General features: G+C 65.0%; 24 protein-coding genes. 5 read left to right on the top strand and 19 right to left on the bottom strand.

Features of this window, described 5'->3' with window-relative positions; all coding sequences use genetic code 11:
• Positions 1-211 precede the first annotated feature (211 nt).
• The 7 genes from RFM40_RS26480 to RFM40_RS26450 all read right to left on the bottom strand — a co-directional run bounded on the left by RFM40_RS26480 (position 212) and on the right by RFM40_RS26450 (position 5,658).
• Positions 212-835 carry a YceH family protein gene (locus RFM40_RS26480; RefSeq protein WP_320278577.1) on the bottom strand — a complete coding sequence of 208 codons (624 nt, stop codon included), beginning with the start codon at positions 833-835 and terminating at the stop codon, positions 212-214.
• 231 nt (positions 836-1,066) lie between these two features.
• Positions 1,067-1,846: a succinate dehydrogenase iron-sulfur subunit gene (locus RFM40_RS26475; protein ID WP_320229453.1), complete on the bottom strand. Its 780-nt coding sequence runs from the start codon at positions 1,844-1,846 to the stop codon at positions 1,067-1,069.
• The gene (locus tag RFM40_RS26470; protein ID WP_320229452.1) at positions 1,846-2,280 is read right to left on the bottom strand and encodes a DUF3052 domain-containing protein; all 435 of its coding nucleotides are present in this window, start codon (positions 2,278-2,280) and stop codon (positions 1,846-1,848) included. Before RFM40_RS26470 ends, RFM40_RS26475 begins: the two co-directional genes overlap by 1 nt.
• 2 nt (positions 2,281-2,282) lie before the next feature.
• Complete coding sequence (sdhA, locus tag RFM40_RS26465; protein ID WP_320229451.1) at positions 2,283-4,121, bottom strand: succinate dehydrogenase flavoprotein subunit; 1,839 nt, start codon at positions 4,119-4,121, stop codon at positions 2,283-2,285.
• A 4-nt stretch (positions 4,122-4,125) separates the two neighbouring features.
• The gene (sdhD, locus tag RFM40_RS26460) at positions 4,126-4,521 is read right to left on the bottom strand and encodes a succinate dehydrogenase, hydrophobic membrane anchor protein (RefSeq protein WP_320229450.1); all 396 of its coding nucleotides are present in this window, start codon (positions 4,519-4,521) and stop codon (positions 4,126-4,128) included.
• A complete protein-coding gene (gene sdhC, locus RFM40_RS26455) occupies positions 4,521-4,943 on the bottom strand; it encodes a succinate dehydrogenase, cytochrome b556 subunit (protein ID WP_320229449.1) in 423 nt (140 codons plus the stop codon). Before sdhC ends, sdhD begins: the two co-directional genes overlap by 1 nt.
• Positions 4,944-5,181: 238 nt before the next feature.
• Complete coding sequence (locus tag RFM40_RS26450; protein WP_320278576.1) at positions 5,182-5,658, bottom strand: hypothetical protein; 477 nt, start codon at positions 5,656-5,658, stop codon at positions 5,182-5,184.
• Between the two features lie 254 nt (positions 5,659-5,912).
• Between RFM40_RS26450 and RFM40_RS26445 the strand changes: the two genes are divergently transcribed.
• Positions 5,913-6,269 (top strand): hypothetical protein, encoded by a 357-nt coding sequence (locus tag RFM40_RS26445; RefSeq protein ID WP_320229447.1) that lies wholly within the window; start codon positions 5,913-5,915, stop codon positions 6,267-6,269.
• Here the strand turns inward: RFM40_RS26445 and RFM40_RS26440 are convergent.
• Together RFM40_RS26440 and RFM40_RS26435 are read right to left on the bottom strand one after the other, a co-directional pair.
• Positions 6,253-7,452: a GGDEF domain-containing protein gene (locus RFM40_RS26440; protein WP_320229446.1), complete on the bottom strand. Its 1,200-nt coding sequence runs from the start codon at positions 7,450-7,452 to the stop codon at positions 6,253-6,255. The two genes, RFM40_RS26445 and RFM40_RS26440, sit on opposite strands and share 17 nt — an antisense overlap.
• A gap of 95 nt (positions 7,453-7,547) precedes the next feature.
• Positions 7,548-8,744 carry a GGDEF domain-containing protein gene (locus tag RFM40_RS26435; RefSeq protein ID WP_320229445.1) on the bottom strand — a complete coding sequence of 399 codons (1,197 nt, stop codon included), beginning with the start codon at positions 8,742-8,744 and terminating at the stop codon, positions 7,548-7,550.
• A gap of 126 nt (positions 8,745-8,870) precedes the next feature.
• Between RFM40_RS26435 and RFM40_RS26430 the strand changes: the two genes are divergently transcribed.
• On the top strand, positions 8,871-9,185 hold the full coding sequence (locus RFM40_RS26430) for a hypothetical protein (protein WP_126097163.1): 315 nt from the start codon (positions 8,871-8,873) through the stop codon (positions 9,183-9,185).
• A 66-nt stretch (positions 9,186-9,251) separates the two neighbouring features.
• Here RFM40_RS26430 and leuC read toward each other — a convergent pair whose 3' ends face one another.
• From leuC to rplS, 8 genes are all read right to left on the bottom strand, one after another.
• Positions 9,252-10,661: a 3-isopropylmalate dehydratase large subunit gene (gene leuC, locus RFM40_RS26425; protein WP_320229444.1), complete on the bottom strand. Its 1,410-nt coding sequence runs from the start codon at positions 10,659-10,661 to the stop codon at positions 9,252-9,254.
• Between the two features lie 68 nt (positions 10,662-10,729).
• Positions 10,730-11,026 (bottom strand): hypothetical protein, encoded by a 297-nt coding sequence (locus RFM40_RS26420; RefSeq protein ID WP_320278583.1) that lies wholly within the window; start codon positions 11,024-11,026, stop codon positions 10,730-10,732.
• Between the two features lie 122 nt (positions 11,027-11,148).
• A complete protein-coding gene (locus tag RFM40_RS26415) occupies positions 11,149-11,784 on the bottom strand; it encodes a class I SAM-dependent DNA methyltransferase (protein WP_320229443.1) in 636 nt (211 codons plus the stop codon).
• Positions 11,785-11,846: 62 nt separating this feature from the next.
• The gene (locus RFM40_RS26410) at positions 11,847-12,659 is read right to left on the bottom strand and encodes an amino acid ABC transporter permease (protein ID WP_320278575.1); all 813 of its coding nucleotides are present in this window, start codon (positions 12,657-12,659) and stop codon (positions 11,847-11,849) included.
• Between the two features lie 261 nt (positions 12,660-12,920).
• Positions 12,921-13,718 carry a transporter substrate-binding domain-containing protein gene (locus RFM40_RS26405; protein ID WP_320229441.1) on the bottom strand — a complete coding sequence of 266 codons (798 nt, stop codon included), beginning with the start codon at positions 13,716-13,718 and terminating at the stop codon, positions 12,921-12,923.
• A gap of 169 nt (positions 13,719-13,887) precedes the next feature.
• Positions 13,888-14,391, bottom strand: a complete 504-nt coding sequence (locus tag RFM40_RS26400) for a MarR family winged helix-turn-helix transcriptional regulator (RefSeq protein WP_320229440.1) — start codon at positions 14,389-14,391, stop codon at positions 13,888-13,890.
• Positions 14,388-14,822 (bottom strand): organic hydroperoxide resistance protein, encoded by a 435-nt coding sequence (locus RFM40_RS26395; RefSeq protein ID WP_320229439.1) that lies wholly within the window; start codon positions 14,820-14,822, stop codon positions 14,388-14,390. The genes RFM40_RS26400 and RFM40_RS26395 overlap by 4 nt, the downstream gene beginning before the upstream one ends.
• A 191-nt stretch (positions 14,823-15,013) precedes the next feature.
• Positions 15,014-15,556: a 50S ribosomal protein L19 gene (rplS, locus tag RFM40_RS26390; RefSeq protein WP_320229438.1), complete on the bottom strand. Its 543-nt coding sequence runs from the start codon at positions 15,554-15,556 to the stop codon at positions 15,014-15,016.
• 308 nt (positions 15,557-15,864) lie between these two features.
• Between rplS and RFM40_RS26385 the strand changes: the two genes are divergently transcribed.
• Positions 15,865-16,617, top strand: a complete 753-nt coding sequence (locus tag RFM40_RS26385) for a sulfite exporter TauE/SafE family protein (RefSeq protein WP_320229437.1) — start codon at positions 15,865-15,867, stop codon at positions 16,615-16,617.
• Here RFM40_RS26385 and trmD read toward each other — a convergent pair.
• Together trmD and rimM are read right to left on the bottom strand one after the other, a co-directional pair.
• A complete protein-coding gene (trmD, locus tag RFM40_RS26380) occupies positions 16,599-17,300 on the bottom strand; it encodes a tRNA (guanosine(37)-N1)-methyltransferase TrmD (RefSeq protein ID WP_320229436.1) in 702 nt (233 codons plus the stop codon). The two genes, RFM40_RS26385 and trmD, sit on opposite strands and share 19 nt — an antisense overlap.
• Complete coding sequence (gene rimM, locus RFM40_RS26375; RefSeq protein ID WP_320229435.1) at positions 17,297-17,893, bottom strand: ribosome maturation factor RimM; 597 nt, start codon at positions 17,891-17,893, stop codon at positions 17,297-17,299. The genes trmD and rimM overlap by 4 nt, the downstream gene beginning before the upstream one ends.
• A gap of 90 nt (positions 17,894-17,983) precedes the next feature.
• Between rimM and RFM40_RS26370 the strand changes: the two genes are divergently transcribed.
• Positions 17,984-18,931, top strand: a complete 948-nt coding sequence (locus tag RFM40_RS26370) for a tyrosine recombinase XerC (RefSeq protein WP_430691732.1) — start codon at positions 17,984-17,986, stop codon at positions 18,929-18,931.
• 349 nt (positions 18,932-19,280) lie between these two features.
• Positions 19,281-20,345 carry a TraB/GumN family protein gene (locus RFM40_RS26365; RefSeq protein ID WP_320229433.1) on the top strand — a complete coding sequence of 355 codons (1,065 nt, stop codon included), beginning with the start codon at positions 19,281-19,283 and terminating at the stop codon, positions 20,343-20,345.
• Positions 20,346-21,007 lie beyond the last annotated feature (662 nt).

The raw sequence follows: 21,007 nt of genomic DNA, 5'->3' as shown, positions 1-21,007 counted from the left end.
TCGAAGCCGAGATCCTTCGCGCCCCCCTCTGCCTGCCGGGCATCTCCCCCTCTTGGGGGGAGATTGGCAGCTTAAGCGCCTCACTCTTTCTGCGCCGTCGGCGATTGGCGAAAGCCGCGGTGAAATCCAATCTCCCCCCTTGAGGGGGAGATGTCCGGCAGGACAGAGGGGGGCGCTGTCCCGCCAGCATCTCAAACAATTATTGCTGGTCTTAGCCGCCCAGCGCCTCGATCTTCGCGCGCAGCGCCGCGACCTCGTCCTCGAGCACTCGCACGCGTGCTTCGAGATCAGCGTCCGATGATGCCGGCGGCTGCCGGGGCGCCGCCGCCGTCATTTCCACCGGCCCGCTCAACAGATGCACATAGCGCTCCTCGCGCTGGCCGGGCGCGCGGTCGAGCAACTGGATCAGTGGCGGCCGGCGGCCGATCAAAAGGTCGAGATTGTCGCGCAGCTCCTCGATCGAGGCAAAGCGCGCCATCCGTTCCGAGCGGGCGAGCAGCTCATGCGCCGTCTGCGCGCCGCGCAGGAGCAACAGGCCGACGATTGCGATCTGCGGCGTGGTGAGCGAAAAGCGCTGCGCCATCAGATGCTCGTAGCGCTCGACGCGCGAGGCGAAAGCCTGGCGTACCAGGCCTTTCTGCTCGAGCTGGGAGAGCGCGCGCCTGATTTCCGTCAGCTCCAGCGCCATCACCGGCTCGCGCGCCGTCTTCTGGTTAGCGGCAGCGTGCGCGCCGTTCAGGCTCAGCGGATAGACGTCCGGCGTCAGCTCCTTCTTCTCGATCAGAGAGCCGAGGATCCGGGCTTCGGCGGTCGAGAGGACGGGGAGGTCGGTCATTGGGTTGCTATCCTTTCTGAAGCTGGAGGGACAGCACCCCCCTCTGTCCTGCCGGACATCTCCCCCGCAAGGGGGGGAGATCAGCAGCTTCTGCGCCGTTCGTCCATTCTTGCAACGTTGAAGATTAGCGAAAGCCGGGATGACGGCCAATCTCCCCCCTAGAGGGGGAGATGTCCGGCAGGACAGAGGGGGCGTGAAGGATCGCTACGTACGAACTTGAGCCGCCAAGCTCTAGACCCGTCTCTCCACCATCATCTTCTTGATCTCCGCGATCGCCTTGGCGGGATTGAGTCCCTTCGGGCAGGTCTGCGCGCAGTTCATGATGGTGTGGCAGCGGTAGAGCCTAAACGGGTCTTCGAGATTGTCGAGCCGCTCGCCGGTGGCCTCGTCGCGGGAATCGATCAGCCAGCGATAGGCCTGCAGCAGCGTCGCCGGGCCGAGATAGCGCTCGCCGTTCCACCAGTAGCTCGGGCAGGAGGTCGAGCAGCAGGCGCACAGGATGCATTCATAGAGCCCGTCGAGCTTCTCGCGGTCTTCATGGCTCTGCAGCCATTCCTTGGCGGGCGTCGGCGAGACCGTCTTCAGCCACGGCTCGATCGAAGCATGCTGGGCATAGAAAGTGGTGAGGTCCGGCACCAGGTCCTTGATCACCGGCATATGCGGCAGGGGATAGACCTTGACCGCGCCGGAGATGTCGTCGCAGCCCTTGGTGCAGGCGAGCGTGTTCGAACCGTCGATGTTCATGGCGCAGGAGCCGCAAATGCCTTCGCGGCAGGAACGGCGCAGCGTCAGCGTCGGGTCGATCTTGTTCTTGATCCAGAGAAGCGCGTCGAGCACCATCGGCCCGCAATCGTCCATGTCGACGAAATAGGTGTCCATGCGCGGGTTCTCGTCGTCGTCCGGCGACCAGCGGTAGATGCGGTATTCGCGCAGGTTGGTGGCGCCCTCCGGCTTCGGCCAGGTCTTGCCCTGCTGAATTTTCGAATTCTTGGGAAGCGTGAGTTCGACCATTATCTGCGGTCCTTTCGGATGACGAGCTTCAGCCCGGACCAGATTTCGTTCACGGCGGCGACCTTGACGTCGACGAGGTCGAGCTTGAGCGCTTGCGTGCGGATGACGTCCTCGGTGACGTCTGTCGGCACTTTCGATGCCTTCTTCGGCCAGGAGACCCATACCATGCCGTCGCGCTTGATCGCCGTCTCGATGCCGGCAAGGCCGTCCTCGATCTCGGCGCGCTGCCGGGTGAAGGCGTGCACGGCATCGTATTTTTGATTGGCGGAGATCGACGACCATTCGGTCAGCCTCTCGACCCCGGCAAACGCAACTGCCTCGGTCAGATCGGCAAGTTCCGGCGGCAGGGCGATGAAGGCGGCGACCATGCCGTCCTTCAGGCCGAGCTTGGCCGGAAGGGGCGTGCCGGAATATCCCGCGGCCGCCAGCGCCATCGTCAGTACACCCTGGCCTTCGGTGCGATCTTGGCCGGGTTGATGCCGCCCTCTTCTTCTTTCAGCAGCAGTTCGGTGTGCACCGGCCTGTACGTCAGCGTCACCTTGCCGTCCTCGCCGACGCGGGCCAGCGTGTGCTTGCGCCAGGTGGCATCGTCGCGCGCCGAGAAATCTTCTCGGGCATGCGCGCCGCGGCTCTCCTTGCGCGCCGCGGCGCCATAGACCGTGGTGATGGCGTTGGCCATCAGGTTTTCCAGCTCCAGCGTCTCGACCAGATCCGAGTTCCAGATCATCGAGCGGTCGAACACTTTCAGGTCCTTGAGCTCGCCCCAGATCTGCGAAACACGCTTGCAGCCATTGTCGAGCGATTCCTGGGTGCGGAACACCGCCGCGTCCTCCTGCATCGCCTTCTGCATCTTCTCGCGCAACACTGCCGTTGACGTCGAGCCGTTGGCATGGCGCAGCCGGTCGAAGCGGTCCATGATCTTCTCGACCGAGGCCGCGTTGGGCGACGGAATCGGCGAGTTGCGGTCGATGACCTGGCCGGCGCGCAGCGCCGCCGCGCGGCCGAACACGACCAGGTCGATCAGCGAGTTGGAGCCCAGCCGGTTGGCGCCGTGCACGGAGGCGCAGGCGGCTTCGCCCACCGCCATCAGACCGGGTGAAACCTTATCCGGGCTTCTCGACGTCGGGTTGAGCACTTCGCCCCAATAATTGGTCGGAACGCCGCCCATATTGTAGTGCACCGTCGGCAGCACCGGGATCGGCTCCTTGGTCAGGTCGACGCCGGCGAAGATCTTTGCCGACTCCGAAATCCCCGGCAGCCTTTCATGCAGAACGGCCGGATCGAGATGGTCAAGGTGGAGGAAGATATGATCCTTCTTGGGACCGACGCCACGGCCTTCGCGGATCTCCAGCGTCATGCAGCGTGAGACCACGTCGCGTGAAGCAAGATCCTTGGCCGACGGGGCATAGCGCTCCATGAAGCGCTCGCCCTCGGAATTGACGAGATAGCCGCCCTCGCCGCGCGCGCCTTCGGTGATCAGGCAGCCGGCGCCGTAGATGCCGGTCGGGTGGAACTGCACGAACTCCATGTCCTGCAGCGCGAGCCCGGCACGCGCCGCCATGCCGCCGCCGTCGCCGGTGCAGGTATGCGCCGAGGTGGCGGAGAAATAGGCACGGCCATAGCCGCCGGTCGCCAGCACCACCATCTTGGCCGAGAAGCGATGGATGGTGCCGTCGTCGAGGTTCCAGGCGACGACGCCGGTGCAGGTGCCGTCAGGCTCCATGATCAGGTCGAGCGCGAAATACTCGATGAAGAACTGCGCGTTGTTCTTCAGCGACTGGCCATAGAGCGTGTGAAGCATGGCATGGCCGGTGCGGTCGGCGGCCGCGCAGGTGCGCTGCACCGGCGGGCCTTCGCCGAAATTCATCATCATGCCGCCGAACGGCCGCTGGTAGATCTTGCCTTCTTCCGTGCGCGAGAACGGCACGCCGTAATGCTCGAGCTCGTAGACGGCCGCTGGCGCCTCGCGCACCATGTATTCCTGGGCGTCGATATCGCCCAGCCAGTCCGAGCCCTTGACGGTGTCGAAGAGATGCCACTGCCAATTGTCCGGACCCATGTTGGCGAGCGAGGCGGCGATGCCGCCCTGGGCCGCGACAGTATGCGAGCGCGTCGGGAACACCTTGGTGATGCAGGCGGTGCGCAGCCCCTGCTCGGCCATGCCGAGCGTGGCGCGCAGGCCGGCGCCACCGGCGCCGACGATCACCACATCGAATTTGTGGTCGACAAAAGTATAGGCGGAAGCCGTGTTGGCGGTTGATGCGTCCTTGGCCAAGACTTCAGCCTCCGAATGCCAGTTTGAGCAAGGCGAAGAGCGAAGCGACGCCCACCGCAATTGAAAAGAATGTGTTGAGGGCGATCAGCGCCAGCCTCATGCCCTCGCCATGCACGTAGTCCTCGATGATCACCTGCATGCCGAGCCGCATATGGTAGATGCCGGAGATGAGCACCAGCGCCAGCACCAGCGCTACGAAGGGATTGGCGAGCGAGGCCCGCACGTCGGCATAGCCATGGCCGTTGACCGCGATCAGGAAGCCGACGAAGAACAGGATGAGCGGGATGTTGGCGATCGCCGTCAGCCGCTGGCGCCAGAAATGGCCGGTGCCTTCGCGGGCCGAGCCGAGGCCGCGGACCTTGGCCAGCGGCGTGCGCATGTCGGTATTCTTTGCGCTCATCAAATAGCTCCCCGCGCCATGTAGCCTGCGATCCAGATCAGCAGCGTCAACACGATCGAGCCGGCGAGCGTTGCCCAGGCGATCTTCGAGGCCGTGTGTTTCTCGAGCCCCGCGCCTGTATCCCAGACGAGATGGCGCAGCCCGCCCAGCATGTGGTGCATTAGCGCCCAGGTATAGCCGAACAGGACCAGCCGGCCGAGCCAGGAGCCGAAGGCCCAGTTCACCCAGTCGAACGCAGCCTGCGACGTCGAAGCCGCGATCAGCCATGCCGCCACCAGCAGCGTTCCGAAATAAAGCGCGCCGCCGGTGATGCGATGGATGATCGACATCGTCATCGTGATCGGCGGCCGGTAGACCGTCAGATGCGGCGAAAGCGGCCGTTCACGTCTGGCAACTGCGCGGGTGGCTGGTGATTTGCTCATGGCTCCCCCAGTTCGGCGTTTCCGGAGCCGCGAGGAATGCGGCTTTTGCCGCCTCCAAATGTCGCTTCGGATAGGCGGTTTCTAATGCGCTTTTTGCACCGCGTCAAAGCCGGAAAATCGTTTTGGAAACGTCATTTAGTCTGACAAAAAGGGGAAATTCCGCTTCAATCGATTAGCGGGCGATGCAAAGCCGGCGCAACCTCGCTGCGGTGCGGTATGTCGATGAAGATTGACCTCGCTACCTTCTGCAGGTCTGCGGGGTCGACCCTCTCTTCATCACCAGCGCCTCGCGTCCGTCGATCACGATTGCGTCATGCGTCGCCGCTTCCTGGTAGCGGCTGCTCTGATTGGCCGGCGAAGCCGCAAACTCTTCGGCCGCGCCATCCGGCCCGAGCACACGCAACGACGAGCCGAGATTCTGGATGGTGATCATGCCGCCATTGCCGCATCGATAGGTGGCCGTACCCACGGTGGATCGCGGCGCGGTCAGGTCGGTGATGATTTTGGTTGTGGGCGACGGAGGCGTTGCTGGCGTTTTCGTCGTTGCGGCTATCGAGGGCGCCAGGGGTGCAGCGGGCCGCTGGCCAGGAGCAGGTGACACCGCGGGCGATACAGTATTCGCTGCCTTGGGGGCGCCGTTCTGCGGCACGCAGGCAGCGGCTGCAAGGAGCGGCGAAATAACGAGCGACACCCGAACCGCGCGGCCAACCGTCATGTACTGCCCCTTTCATGCGCGGCACGCTAGCCATGCGGCGCGCCAAGATCAAGTTCACCCGGAGCCAGCCGGGCCGGGTCAGGTCCCGTGACCATGCCTGCGCCTGGTCAGGAATCAGCCCCCGAAATTAACCATGTCCATTAACTTCCGATCCCAATGACCGCTCGCCTCTTAACAAAGGTTAAGAAAGGGTTAATTTCTGGTTCGAATCCGATTCCAGGCGCGATCTCTCGCGTCGATCAAGGGAGAGCGACATGCGTTCGAAATCAGTGCGGGCGAGCTTCGCGGCCGTCACGCTGGCGGCACTCGCCACCGCGATTGCCGTGCCGGCCAAGGCCGGCTTGCGCCATCACGACCGCGTCTATGCCGATTCCTTCGGCAATCTCGTCATCGACAGCGCCGCCGGCTACAAGCGCATCATCGTCGGCGAGGGCAGGCACGCCAAGCAGCTTTCCGACTTCACCGGCGCCGGCCAGCCCGACGTGATCTACGACGAATCGGACGATGCCGGCGCGCCGGGCTGCTATCAGCCGCCGGTCTTCGTGAAAGGCCGCTCCTATATGTACGGGCTTTCCGACGGCGAGATGCCCAACCTCAGCCCCTGCCGCTGAGCGCCTTGGCCTGTCGCATCGCGATTCCGGGCGATAAGCGCACGCAGTCGCGGCCGGCATTCTTGGCCGCGTAGAGCGCGTCGTCGGCACGACGCATGAGATCTGAAAACCCCTCGTCCGCCGCGAGCTCGGCGACGCCGAAGCTCGCGCTGCAGCGATGATCGGTGTGCAGGCCCTCGATCGGCAGCGTGCCGAAGGCGCTGCGCGCGCCCTCCGCGAAAAGCCGCGCGGCGGCAAGATTTGTGCCGGGCAGGATGATAGCGAATTCCTCGCCGCCGATGCGGCCGGCGACATGGTGCTCGGCCGCCGCCTCGCGCAGGAGGCCTGCGAAGGTCTCGATGACGCGATCGCCGCAAGCGTGGCCGTAGCTGTCGTTGACGCCCTTGAAGTGGTCGAGGTCGGCGATGACCAGCGCCACCGGAGCGCCCCGGCGCACCGCATCCCTCAGCGCGAGCTCTGCGTGACGTTCGAAGCCGCCGCGATTGAGCAGCCTCGACAGCGTGTCCGTCTCCGATTTCGACGTCGCCTCGGCCAGCACGTCGCGCACCAATATGGCGAGCGCCAGCAGCGCCAGCGCCAAGCCAAACACGGTGCCGAGCGATTGCGACACCAGCGCATAACCCGTCTGCACATAGGATTGCGGATTGGCGCCCCAGCCGCCCAGCGCGCCGGCGATGAAAGGTTTTGATGCGAACTGCGCGGCGCTTGCCGCGAGCACGACCATCAATATGTGATCGAGCCGCCCGAGCCTCTGCCTGGAGGAGAGCACGATACCGAGAGCGGTGAACTGCATGGCGGCATACGGAAGCTGATAGGCCATCATGCGGGTGAGTGAGTGGCGCGGCAGGTCCTGCACCAGATAGACGGCGACCGAGGCGACGCCCAGGAAGAACAGCATCGGCACCCAGGGCGGCGTCAGACCATATTTGTGGGCAAGCCCGCCGTTGAAGGCGACGGTCGCGCCGAGGAAGACGGCGAAGGCTGCGACAACCGGCAGCCGGGCATCGGCAAAGGCGGGGATGCTGAATTCGATGGCGAAGTAGGCCATACCGAGCCCGTAGCCGAAGGCCAGCCAGCGCGCCGACACGCGCCCGACGTCATAGAGGGCGATCGTCATGAAGGCCGCCGCCAGAAGCCCGGCGACGAACAGATTGATCACCAGGATGAAATCAGCGCTGCCCATGTCCGTCCAAGCCCCCTGGGACAGAAAACCATCGACGGGCGAAAAACACGTTAACGCGGGGGCTGCACATCTTCGAGATTGACGAAGCCCACGCTTCAGGCGACGCCGAGCCGTTCGGGCACGAACGTGGCTTCAGGCCGCTCGTAGGAGAGACGGACGCTGTCGCGACCGTTCCTCTTGGCCTTGTAGAGCGCCTCGTCGGCGCGCCGCATCAGCGGCCCCAGACCTTCATTGCCGGTGCGGGCGGCGACGCCGAAGCTCGCGGTCATCCTGACGCCGGAAGGAAGCCCGTCGACCGCGCCGGCCGAATAGTAGCCGCGGATCGCTTCGGCGAACAGGCGCGCCGAGGCGAGGTCGCTGAGCGGCAGAAGCACGGCGAATTCCTCGCCGCCGATGCGGCCAGCGGCGCCCCGCGTGCCTGTGGCAAAGCGCAGCTTGGCGGCGAAATCGGCGATCGCCCGGTCGCCCGCTTCATGTCCGTGCCGGTCGTTGAGCGCCTTGAAGTGATCGAGGTCGGCAAGCACCAGCGCGACGGGGGATCCCGTCTTGGCGCATCGATCGAGCAGCAGTGCGGCCCTTTCCTCGAAACCGCGGCGGTTGAGGAGCCCCGACAGCGGATCGGTGCGGGTTTCGGCCTTCAGTGCCTTCATGACATCGAGCGCCGCCGCCGTGAACAGGCAGAGCGCGATCAACAGCGACAAGAGCGCATGCGAGAGCAGCGCCGTCGTCCAATAGGACGAGCCGTAGAAGCCGTCATAGCTCGGGAACGGTCCATGCGCGACGATGACGATCAGGGTACGGGCGGTGAAGTTCAGCGCCGAAAGCAGCGACAGCACGAACAGGATCTTCTCCGTCGGCCCATTGTTGCGCATCGTCCTGAGCTCGGCGGCGACGAGCAGGCTCAAGGCGCCGAAGCCGAAATTCATGCCGAGCACGCGCCAGGTGAGATCCGGCTGGACGAACATGAACCATGCGAAGGCGGCGAGGCCGCCGCCGGTCATGATGGCAATGCCGATATAGGGCACGCGCCGGCCATAGCGTGCGACGATCGCGCCGGAGAGGCAGCAGGCGGCTATCGTGAAGCATATGTTGGAGATCAGTTTGGTCAGCACGAAGCCGATTGGAAGCGTGAAATATTGCAACAGGAAACCCGGCGCCGACAGGCAGTAGCTCGCCGCCAGCACCGCCAGATACGGGCGGTGGCGCTGATAAAACCACAGCACGAGGAACGCGGCGCCGAGCACCAGCGCTATCGTCGGATTGAGCAGCGCTATGAGCAGACCAGTGTCCAACGGGCCGTGACTTTCCCCAACTTTACGCAAGGGGAGATGCTAGTGCGGAAGCGCAAACAAGCGGTTAAGCCATGGCACGGAACAGCTCGGCAAGGCCGGCGTTTTCAACAAAACAGGAGAATGCCGATGGCCGGTACAATCACTCTGACCGATCACGATGCGATCCGTTCCTGGGCGGCGGCGCGCGCCGGATTTCCGGCCATCGTCGACGTCTCGCCCGAGGCCGGAACGCAACCCATGCTGCGCCTGGTTTTCGGCCAGAACGCCTATGAGGACGACGACCGCCCGGAGCGGCCATTCAATGCCGGCGGCTACGAGCTGGTCGAATGGGATGAGTGGTTCGGGATTTTCGACGAGCAAAAACTGGCACTGGTGGTCGCTGCCGACGAGCCCGGCCGGCGCGAGGAGTTTCACAAGATCATTCGACGCGGCGACCGCTGAGCGCAACAAGCAAAAGGGCCCGGATCGCAGCGCGGTCCGGGCCTTTCCTGCTTTGCAGGCTGGCCGTTATTTCCAGTCGCGGATGTCGACGAAGTGGCCGGCGATCGCGGCGGCCGCCGCCATGGCCGGCGACACCAGATGGGTGCGGCCCTTGAAGCCCTGCCGGCCCTCGAAATTGCGGTTCGAGGTCGAGGCGCATCGCTCATGCGGCTTCAGCCGATCGTCGTTCATGGCCAGGCACATCGAGCAGCCCGGCTCGCGCCAGTCGAAGCCGGCGGCGACGAAGATCTTGTCGAGACCCTCGGCCTCGGCCTGCTCCTTCACCAGGCCGGAGCCCGGCACGATCATCGCATTGACGCGCGGATTGACTTTTCTGCCCTCGACCACCTTGGCGGCGGCGCGCAGGTCCTCGATGCGGCCGTTGGTGCAGGAGCCGATGAAGACGCGATCGAGCGCGATGTCGGTGATCTTTGTTCCCGGCGTCAGCCCCATATAGTCGAGCGCGCGCAGCTTCGACGTGCGCTTGTTCTCGTCGGCGATATCGGCCGGATTGGGCACGAAGCCCTGCACCGAGACGACATCCTCGGGCGAGGAGCCCCAGGAGACGATCGGCGGCAGTTTTTGCGCGTCGAGCACGACCACCTTGTCGAAGTGCGCGCCTTCGTCGGAATGCAGCGTCTTCCAATAGGCGAGTGCTGAATCCCAGGCAGCGCCCTTCGGCGCGCGCGGCTTGTCCTTCACATAAGCGAAGGTCGTCTCGTCCGGCGCGATCAGGCCGGCGCGCGCGCCGCCCTCGATCGACATGTTGCAGATCGTCATGCGGCCTTCCATCGACAGCGAGCGGATCGCTTCGCCGGCATATTCGATGACATAACCGGTGCCGCCGGCGGTGCCGATCTCGCCGATGATGGCGAGGATGATGTCCTTGGCGGTGACGCCTTCCGGAAGCTGGCCGTCGACGCGCACCAGCATGTTCTTGGCCTTGCGCTGGATCAGCGTCTGGGTTGCGAGCACATGCTCGACTTCCGACGTGCCGATGCCGTGCGCCAAGGCACCGAAGGCGCCATGCGTCGAGGTGTGGCTGTCGCCGCAGACGATGGTCATGCCGGGGAGCGTAAAGCCCTGCTCCGGCCCGATGATGTGGACGATGCCCTGGCGGACGTCGTTCTCGGAATAATACTCGATGCCGAAATCCTTGGCGTTCTTGGCCAGCGCCTCGACCTGGATGCGGCTTTCCTCGTTCTTGATGCCGAACTTGCGCTCGGGCGAGGTCGGCACGTTGTGATCGACCACGGCCAGCGTCTTCTCGGGATGGCGAACCTGGCGGCCGGTCATGCGCAGGCCTTCGAAGGCCTGCGGGCTGGTGACCTCATGCACGAGGTGGCGGTCGATGTAGAGCAGGCAGGTGCCGTCGTCCTGGCGGTCGACGACATGGTCGTCGAATATCTTGTCGTAGAGGGTGCGCGGTGCGCTCATATGCGTAAATCCGTCGATTTTGAAAAATGAGAAAAGCTGGCGCCGGGCTTAAACCGGCGAAGCGACTTTCAGACGGCCAGGCTAAGTCGGCTGGTGAGCGCGCCGCACACGCGCGCGGCAAACCGCGACGGCAGGCGCTTCCTGTCCTGCAGCACGAAACCCTTATAGGCCGGATCGCCGAAAAGCTCTTCCATGGCGGGGTAGATAGCAATGTTTTGGCTTTTCGGCAATTGCGGCGAGGCACTGGTTCCTCGCCCCACGAAGTGGGGAGAGGTGGCCCGGCGAAGCCGGGACGGAGAGGGGCCTTCGCGGCGTCTGGAAGTTGGTTGCGCTAAAGTCGATTGCCAAGCGCCCGCCTTGGTCAACAGTTCGCCTTCTCTCAACCGGCTCTGACGTCGCCAGCGTCGCCCCTCGCTCCGTCCCGGCTTCGCCGGGCCACCTCTCCCCCGCTTTCGCGTGGGCGAGGAACTGGCGCCAGCTTAACCCCTCACAACACCTCGAACACAAAGGTCCTCACCAGCGCGTCCGGGTCGCCGATCGCATAGCAGCGGAACCACGGACTTTGCTCAACCAACCGCCATCTCTTGGCACGCTCAAGCTCGTCGAACACAGCTTGGAATCCGCCGCTCTCGAACACCTGATCGCGCACGGTGAAGATGGCGTGGCCGCCGCTTTTGGTGATGCGCACCAGCTCGTGCAGGCCGGAAGCCGGCGCGTGGCCGATGGTGAAGACGCCGGTCGAGAAGACGACGCGGAAATGGCCGTCCGGCCAGGGCAGCGGGCCGCCGAGCATCGCCTTTTTCAGCTCGCTGTAAGCGTTGCGGCTGCCGGCGATCTTCAGCATGTCGTCGGAGAGGTCGAGGCCGCCGATATCGCCATAGCCCAGCGCCTTGAGCGACGGTCCCGACAGGCCGGTGCCGCAGCCGGCGTCAAGCAGCGGGCCTTCGCTCGCAGGCACATGGCGCGCCACCCAGGAAGTGATCAGGAACGGCAAAATGTAGCCCAGCGAGGCGGTCTCGCTGTCATAGCTCGCCGCCCATTCGGCATAGGCCTTGGCGAGCGCCTCCGGCGTCTCGGCCGTGTAGACGGAGTCCAGCGCCGCATTGGCCTTGTCGAAATTCATGGTCGGCTCCTCCATGGATACGCATCGAACAGCGGGATCGTAGCGCGGACCATCTCTGCCGGCTATTCCTCACGCTGCCGGCGCAGCCGCCGTTCCACCGCCCGCAGCGCCAGCGACAGGCCGACGGTCAGGATGAGATAGACATAGGCAACGATCGAATAGGTCTCGAAGAAGCGGAAGGAGCCGGCGGCATAGACCTTGCCGATCTGGGTGATGTCGGCGACGCCCAGCACCGAGACCAGCGAGGAATCCTTGACCATGGCGACGAAGTCGTTGCCGAGCGGCGGCAGGATGGTGCGGATCGCCTGCGGGAAGACGATCAGGCGGAAGCGCTGCACGCGCGTCAGCCCGAGCGCCTTGGCCGCTTCGATCTGGCCCTTCTCGACCGACTGGATACCGGCCCGGAACACTTCCGAAATGAAGGCCGAGTAGCCGATGGTGAGCGCCATGATGGCGCGCCACAGAAGCGAGACGTCGCGCACCAGCAATTCGCCAAGCAGCCCGGCGCTCTGCAGCGGCGCCGTCAGCGCGTTCCACGCCGCGACGAAGGCCGGCGCGCCGGCAAAAGCGATCCAGAACAACAGCACCAGGATCGGCACGCCGCGGATGATCTCGACATAGAAGCGGGCGATCTGCCGCAGCCATTGCGACCCCGATAGCGCCATCAGCGCGATGCCGAGCCCCAGCGCCGAGGCCAGCGCGAAAGCGACCACGGTGACGAAAATGGTGATGCCGATGCCCTTGGCGACGGTGGCGAAGACCTCGGCATAGATATCGCTCGCGGCAATGGCGAGGGCGGCGGCAAGCGCAAGGATGGCCGCGGCGGCCAGCCACCAGGGGAATTCGGATTTGGCGGAGGATGGTGCGGCGGGCATTAGGCGATGCCTGCCGGGCGGACATTGCGACGGCAGGGCGCCAAGGCACCCCCCTCTCGCCTGCCGGCAATCTCCCCCTCAAGGGGGGAGATTGGCAGCTTCGGCCTTGCCGCCAATCCTGCTGCGCTGGAGATTGGCGAAAGCCGGCGCGACATCCGATCTCCCCACTTGAGGGGGAGATGCCTGGTAGGGCAGAGGGGGGTGCCTTGGCGCAAAATCAGCGCGAGTTGTTGCACACGCACTGTTCTCAACAAGACGAGCTCACTGCCCCATCTTGTAATCAAGGAACCACTTTTTGTTCAGCCCATCCAGCGTGCCGTCGGCCTTGAGCGCGGCGATCGCGGCGTTGACCGGCTTCACCAGGTCGGAGCCCTTCGGGAAGATGAAGCCGAAATCTTCCGTTCCGAGCGGGCCGCCGATCAGCTTGAGCTTGCCTTCGGAAGCGTCGACATAGCCCTTGCCGGCGGTGCCGTCGGTGAGCACCACGTCGACGTCGCCGGACTTCAGCGCCTGCACGGTGGCGCCGAATGTTTCGAAAAGTTTGATGCGCGGATTCTGCTCGTTGCCGTCGAGCACGCTGTAGACGGCGGTGTAGAAGGGCGTGGTGCCGGGCTGGGCGCCGATCAGCCCGTCCTTGAAGGCGGCAAAACTCTTGGCATCGGTGAAGCGGCTTTCGTCGCCGCGCACCAGCATGAACTGCTCCGAGCGCATATAGGGATCGGAGAAGTCGACCTTCTGCTTGCGATCGTCCTTGATGGTGATGCCGGTCATGCCGATGTTGTACTGGTTGTCGGAAACCGCCTGGATCATCGCGTCCCAGGACGTGTTCTGGTACTCGACCTTGAAATTGAGCCGCTTGGCGATCTCGTCCATCGCGTCATACTCCCAGCCGATCTGCTTGCCGGTTTTCTTGTCGATGAACTGCAGCGGCGGGTAGGCGTTCTCCGTCACCACCACAACCTTTTTGCCGCCGAGATCGGGCAGCGTGTCGGCGAGCGCCGCGATGGGCGCGAGAAGACAGGCCACCATGGCGGCCAGCAGCAGTTTCGACTTGGTCATGACAACTCCCCAGAACCTGAAACGCCCGCCATGCGGGCACGCATGAAAACCCGGCGCCGACTTTAGCTTTCCGCAGGCGCCTTGCAAGCCGATCCGCTGCATGGACAAGCGCCAAAGCGGATTCCCATGCTCTGATCGGCACGGTTTCCGAACGCTGCCGGTGAAGCGATTATTCCGCAGCCTCCGCGACGGCATCGCGCAGGCCGGCGACCAGTCGAGTGAGCATGCCGTGCAGGGCTTTCAGCTCGACCCGTTCCAGCGGCATGCTGCAGGCAAGCGCTGCGGTTACATCCTTCATGTTCGCGCGCAGCGCCTGGCCCCTCTCGGTCGGCTCGACCAGCACCCGGCGCTCGTCGGCGCTGTCGCGCCGGCGGGTGACGAGGCCGCCCGCTTCCATCCGCTTGACCAGCGGCGTCAGCGTTGCCGAATCGAGACCCAGCGCCTCGCCAAGCTCGCCAACCGTCATGGGCGAACGCTGCCACAGCGCCAGCATCGCCAGATATTGCGGGTAGGTGAGGCCGAGCGGGTCCAGCAGCGGCCGGTAAAGCCTGGTCATCAGCCCGCTTGCCGAATAGAGCGCGAAGCAGAGCTGCTGGTCGAGACGCGGAACGGCAATCGCCCCGGCGTTATCCGCCGCTACGTCGCTGGGTCTGGTTTCAAGCTTCGTCGTCATGCCGCCTTTGCCGCAAGCGCCACCGTGGAAAGCGCCACGTCGATATTGCCCCGGATGGCGTTGGAATAGGGACAGATCTGGTGCGCTTCCGATACAAGCGCTTCCGCGCCCGCCTGATCAAGGCCTTTCGTCACGGCCGCCAGCGCGACACCCAGCCTAAAACCGCCCTGGTCGTTGGGATAGAGGCTGACGGTGGCCGTCACCGCCGCATCCTCGAGCGGCAGCTTCTTCTTGCGCGCGACGAAGCGGATCGCGCTTTCGAAGCAGGCGGCATAACCGGCGGCGAAAAGCTGCTCGGGATTGGTGGCGCCGCCCTGCCCGCCGAACTCCTTCGGCATCGCCAGATCGAGTTTGAGTAGACCGTCGCTGGTCTCGGCATGCCCCGCGCGGCCGCCAACGACGCGGGCCTGGGTGGTGTAGAGTGCTGACATTCTTGTCTCCGTTTGCATTGTACACGATTATTTAGTGTACAAGATAATTGGTGTCAACCCATCTTCGTCATCCCAGGGCGTAGCAGGAGCGAAGCTCCGTCGCGGAGCCCCTGGGATGACGACGTTGCGTGCCGCCAAAAAGAAAAAGGCGGCCGAAGCCGCCTTTTCCAAAACATGTTTGCAGAAGCGCCTTATTCGGCGGAAGCCGCCTCGGCGGCGTTCTTCTCGGCGGCCTCGGCTGCCTTCTTCTCGGCGGCGTCCTGCGCGGCCTTCTCGGCAGCCAGCGCCTCGGCGGCGGCGACCTTCTCAGCCTCGATGCGGGCGCGCTCGGCGTTCAGGGCATCACGCTCCTCGTCGTTCAGCTTGCGGGCGCGAACGCCGGTGTTTTCCGAAATGCGGGCCGACTTGCCGCGACGGTCGCGCAGGTAATAGAGCTTGGCGCGACGCACCTTGCCGCGGCGCACGATCTCGACGCCTTCGACCATCGGCGAGTAGACCGGGAACACGCGCTCGACGCCTTCGCCGTAGGAAATCTTGCGGACGGTGAAATTCTCCTGGAAGCCGGAGCCGGAGCGGGCGATGACGACGCCCTCATAGGCCTGGACGCGGGTGCGGCTGCCTTCGGTGACGCGCACCTGCACGCGCACGGTGTCGCCCGGCTGGAATTCGGGCAGCTTGCGCTTGGCTTCGATCTTGGCGGCCTGCTCGGCCTCGAGCTGACGGATGAGGTCCATCTCAAAAATCCACTTCTTGTTCTTCCGACAGCCAGAGCGTCCTCAGCTCGCCTTGCAGTTCCAATGACCGCTCGGCTATGTCCTTTGCGTCAAGCATCGGACAGGGACGGCTACACCGCCATTTGTTGACGGGTCCAGAAGACTATTCTTCCGGTTCGGGCGGCCACATACAGCTATTTCGGCGCTTTGTCACGCCTTTGAGGTGTATTTTTTGCGCCGATGGCACCATCTTATTGCCGCCCTGCCGGTTGCGCGAGCCCCGCAAGCTTTCTAAGCCGAGAAAAGTGATTTCCCCGGGCCTCCCCTCAATGACGTTCTTCGATGCTGTCCTGCTCTTCCTGGCGGGTTTTGCCTCGGGCGCCGCCAACGCGGTCGCCGGCGGCGGCACCTTCGTCACTTTCGGCGCCATGACGCTGGTCGGCCTGCCGCCGATCATGGCCAACGCCACCTCATCGGTGACGCAACTGCCGGGCTATATAACCTCGACGCTCGCCTATTGGGCCGATATCCGGCATTTCTGGCGCGGCGCCCTGCTGCTTTGCCTGATCTCGGCCGGGGGCGCGCTTGCCGGCTCGCTCATCCTGCTTGCGCTCTCCAATCCGTCCTTCCGTGCCCTCGTGCCCTGGTTGCTCATCGCCGCCACCGCCTTGTTCGCGGCCGGACCATGGCTGAAGCCGACAGCCGGACCGGAACATCAGGCCTCGGTCGGCTCGCTGGCGGGATCGCTGGTGCAGTTCGCGACCTCGGTCTATGGCGGCTTCTTCGGCGCCGGCATGGGCGTCATGATGCTGGCGACCCTCGGCCTGACGCAAGCCGGCGACTACCACCGGCTGAACGCGCTGAAGAACATGCTGTCCATCGTGATCGCTGTCGTCGCCATCCTGGTGTTCGTTTCCGGGGGCGTCGTCGCCTGGCCGCAGGCGGTCGTCATGATCCCAGGTGTGGCGCTGGGCGGCTATGCCGGGGTGTGGATCGCCAAGCGCGTGCCGCAGGGTGCCGTGCGCGGCTTCGTCGTTGCCGTAGGTCTGATCCTGGCCTTCTACTATTTCGCCAAGGGGTGACCTGCCGCCCATAGGTCCGGCCGCCGTTCCCGGGTCAGCTTCTCAGCCTCGGCGCGCCGCCATTCCGCGATCTTCTTGTGGTTGCCCGAGATCAGCACCTCGGGGATCTGCCTGCCCTCGAACTCCTGCGGCCGCGTGTAATGCGGGTGCTCGAGCAGGCCGTTCTCGAAACTTTCTTCCTCGCCCGAGACGGCATTGCCCATGACTCCGGGCAGGAGCCGCACCACCGCATCGAGCAGCACAAGCGCCGCCGGCTCGCCGCCGGACAGGATGAAGTCGCCGATCGAAACTTCCTCTACTCCCCGCGCCTCGATCAGCCGCTGGTCGACGCCTTCGAAGCGACCGCACAGGATGACGGCGCCCGGCCCCGCGGCGAGCTCGCGCACGCGGGCCTGCGTCAGCGGTTTTCCGCGCGGGCTCATCAAAAGGCGCGGTCGCGGATCGCCCGGCGGCGAGGCATGGTCGATGGCCTTGGCCAGCACGTCGGCGCGCATCACCATGCCGGCGCCGCCGCCGGCCGGCGTGTCGTCCACCGTGCGATGCCTGTCGGTGGCGAAGTCGCGGATCTGGATCGCTTCCAGCGACCAGGTGCCGGCCTCGAGTGCCCGGCCCGCAAGCGACAGGCCGAGCGCGCCCGGAAACATTTCGGGATAGAGCGTCAGCACCGAGGCGGCAAAGCTCACCGGTTGCCCCCGGCGTCCTTCGGTCCGCGCGGCCGGCCTTTCGGGTCGAAGCCGGAACCGCCGGGCGCCTCGGTCTCTTCGTCCTCGGCCAACCCCGCCGCCAGCGGATCGACCTGGACGAAACCGTCGGCGATCGACACATGCGGCACCGCGGCCTGGGTGAACGGGATCAGCACGCCCTTGCGGCCGGCGAGCGTGACATCGAGTATGTCGCCGCCGCCGAAATTGTGCACGGCGACAACCCTGCCGATGACGCCGGTATCGTCCCTGACCTCCAGGCCGATCAGGTCGGCGTGGTAGAACTCGTCCTCCTCGCCATCGTCCGGCAGCACCGAACGGTCGACGAAGAGTTCGGTGCCGGCAAGCGCTTCGGCGGCGTTGCGGTCACTGACGCCCTTGAAGCGCACCACCACCACCGTGCCGGCCGGCCTGATGTCGAGGATCTGGAAGGCGCGGCCATCCTTGGCGTAGAGCGGCCCGTAATCGGCAAGCGCCAGCGGATCGCCGGTGAAGGTTTTCACGCGCAATTCGCCCTTGATGCCGTGCGCGGCGCCGATCACGGCCATCTGTACGGGGTTTTGCAGCTTCGACATCGGCAGCGCTTCCTTTGCCCTGCTCTAACCCTCCCCGGCCGTCATTTCAATGACGCGCTCTTCACCGCTTCCTAACCTGCCTGGCGGAAGATGCCTGCCATGCAGGAATTCCTCATCCCGGCAAAGCCCGACCTTCAGGCGGCGCGCGAAACCTGGCTGAAGATGCTGGCGCTCGAGCGCCGGCTGTCGCCGGAGACGGTCGAAGCCTATGAGCGCGACACGCGCCAGTTCCTGCATTTTCTGACCGGACATTGCGGCGGCCCGCCCGGCATCTCGGAGATCGCCGACCTGCGGCCGGCCGACCTGCGCGGCTTCCTCGCCGCGCGCCGCAACGCCGGCGCCGGCGCCCGCACGCTTGGGCGCGGCCTCGCCGGCATCCGCTCGCTGCTGCGCTTTCTGGAAAAGCGCGGCCTCGCCAACGCCGCGGGTGCCGCGGCGTTGCGCGCGCCGCGCCAGCCGAAATCGCTGCCCAAGCCGCTGACGGCGAGCGATGCGAAACAGGTCGTAGCCGTGGAAGGCCAGCTGGCGGAAGAGCCATGGATCGCCGCCCGCAACGCCGCCGTGCTGACGCTGCTCTATGGTTCCGGGCTGCGCATTTCGGAGGCGCTTGGCCTCAGCGGCGCCGATCTCGCCACGGAGACCGACACGGTGCTGCGCATCACCGGCAAGGGCGGCAAGACGCGGCTGGTGCCGGTCCTACCGGTGGCGTCACGCGCGGTTGCCGAATACCGGCGGCTCTGCCCGTTCGATATCGATCCGAAGGGACTGCTGTTTCGCGGCGCCCGCGGCGGACCGCTCAACCCGGCGATCGTGCAACGCGAGATGGCAAAGCTGCGCTCGGCGCTGAACCTGCCGGACACCGCGACGCCGCATGCCTTGCGCCATTCCTTCGCCACGCATCTGCTCGGCCGCGGCGGCGACCTGCGCACCATCCAGGAGCTGCTCGGCCATGCCAGCCTGTCGACCACCCAGATCTATACCGGCGTCGACACCGCAAGGCTGCTCGATATCTACGAACGGGCGCATCCCAGGGCGTGAAGCATCTGGAATTGTGCGAGGCCTCCGACTTCGTCGTCCCCGGGCGAAGCAGGAGCGAAGCTCCGTCGCGAAGACCCTGTGATCCATTCCGTGATCTCGACGCTCCGCAATGGTGCAGAATTCTGCATCGCCGCATTCCACGGCTCAGGCAACGGAATGGATCCTCGGGTCTGCGCCGCGTCGCTTCGCTCCTTGCTCCGCCCGTGGATGACGAAGCGATGGGCGTTTCGGCCAATCGTCAAAGCCTTCCCTCCCGACAACTCAAGCGATCGTCAAACTCACTGCACCGGAAGCAATTTCATTCTCCCGGTTAACCGTTTTGCCGCTTTTTCAGCTTAAGAAGCTCCTCATGAAACGCGTCATCGCCATCGCCGACCGCGCGGCTCTCGTCTCGTTGAAGCTGCTCGCGGCGCTTAACGCGCTGTTTTTCCTGTCGTTCCTCGTCGTCCTGCTGCTGGCCGGCTGGGCGCATGCCGAAGCGCCCACCTGCGCCGGCATCGATCTGCTGGAAAGCCTCGCAAAGAGCGATCCCGCCGCCTTCAAGAAGGTCGAGACCGAGGCCGCTGCCGTTCCGAACGGCAAAGGCCTGCTGTGGAAGCTGGAAAAGCCGGGCGAAAAGCCGTCCTTCCTGTTCGGCACCATGCACGTGACCGACGCGCGCGTCACCACACTGCCGGCTGCGGCGCAAAAGGCCTATGACGGCGCCGACACCGTCGTCATCGAAACCACCGACGCCCTCGACAAGGCCAAGATGATGGCCGCCATGGCCGCCGAGCCTGGCCTGATGATGTTCACCGACAACACGACGCTGTCCTCGCTGCTGTCGCCCGAAGACGTGGCGGTGCTGAACAAGGGGCTCGATGCACGCGGCATCCCGCCCCTGACTGTCGCCAAGATGAAGCCGTGGATCCTGTCGGCCATGGTGGCGCTGCCGGCCTGCGAGGTGGCGCGCCAGGCCGCCGGCGCGCCGGTGCTGGACATCAAGCTGGCCTCCGACGCCAAGGCGTCCGGCAAGGACGTCGAGGGATTGGAAACCGCCGCCGACCAATTGCGCGCCATGGCCTCGCTGCCGCTTGCCTACCACATGAAAGGGCTGGTCGAGACGCTGAAGCTCGGCGACCGGGTGAACGACGTCAACGAAACCATGATCGTGCTCTACCAGCGCGGCGATGTCGGCATGTTCTGGCCACTGTTCCGCGCCGTGCTGCCCGACGCCGCGAACGACCAGGCAGGCTATGCCGCCTTCGAGCAGACCATGATCACCAGCCGCAACAAGGTGATGGTGGAACATGCCGGGCCGATTCTGGCCAAGGGCAATGCCTTCATGGCCGTCGGCGCGCTACATCTGCCCGGCCCTGACGGACTGGTCGAAGATTTCCGCAAGGCGGGGTATATTGTTACCGCCGTCAACTGAGTCGTCTGGCGGCTGGGGAGCGGAAAACGCCGGTTTTTCAGCGCTTTCCGTCCGCCTGCGTGAAACCGATAGCGGGATCGCGCGTTGATGGCTGTTGATTGAAGCCTTTCATTCCAAGGAGGACACGTTTCATGGCGAACCCTAACGACCCCTTCACCCCTCCGAGCACACCTCCCTCGTCGGGTGGCGGCGGCAGCGGGTGGCTGATCGCCCTTGTTGTCATTATCCTGGCCATTGTTGCGTATTATGTTTTTGGCAGAACCGGCGGCGAAAAGGCGCCGGCGCCCGCCGAGCCGCCGGCCGCTACGACACCGGCACCCGCACCCGCTCCGGCTGAGCCAGCGCCTGCGACGCCTACTCCGGCTCCTGAGCCGGCACCTGCTACGCCGACGCCTGCCCCGGCTCCCGCGCCCGCTCCGGCGCCTGCCCCGGCACCCTCGCCATCCCCGGCTCCGGCTCAGTGATCAGGCCCAACTCAACAATGAACGGCCCGCCAGAAGGCGGGCCGTTTGTTTGGCAGCGTTGACAATCCAGGCGAGCTCACGCCGGTCGTAGGGCGGCGTTCGCCCCCTGGCCCTCTCGGAGCAATTCCAGGAAAAGTTTGAGCGGTTTTCCGTCCGGAATTGCGTCAAAACAAACAGATAGAGCGGTTCGCCGTTTCC

This window comes from Mesorhizobium captivum, from assembly GCF_033977165.1.
GTDB classification, from domain to species: domain Bacteria; phylum Pseudomonadota; class Alphaproteobacteria; order Rhizobiales; family Rhizobiaceae; genus Mesorhizobium; species Mesorhizobium captivum.
This window is presented reverse-complemented; position numbering and strand designations above follow the sequence as displayed.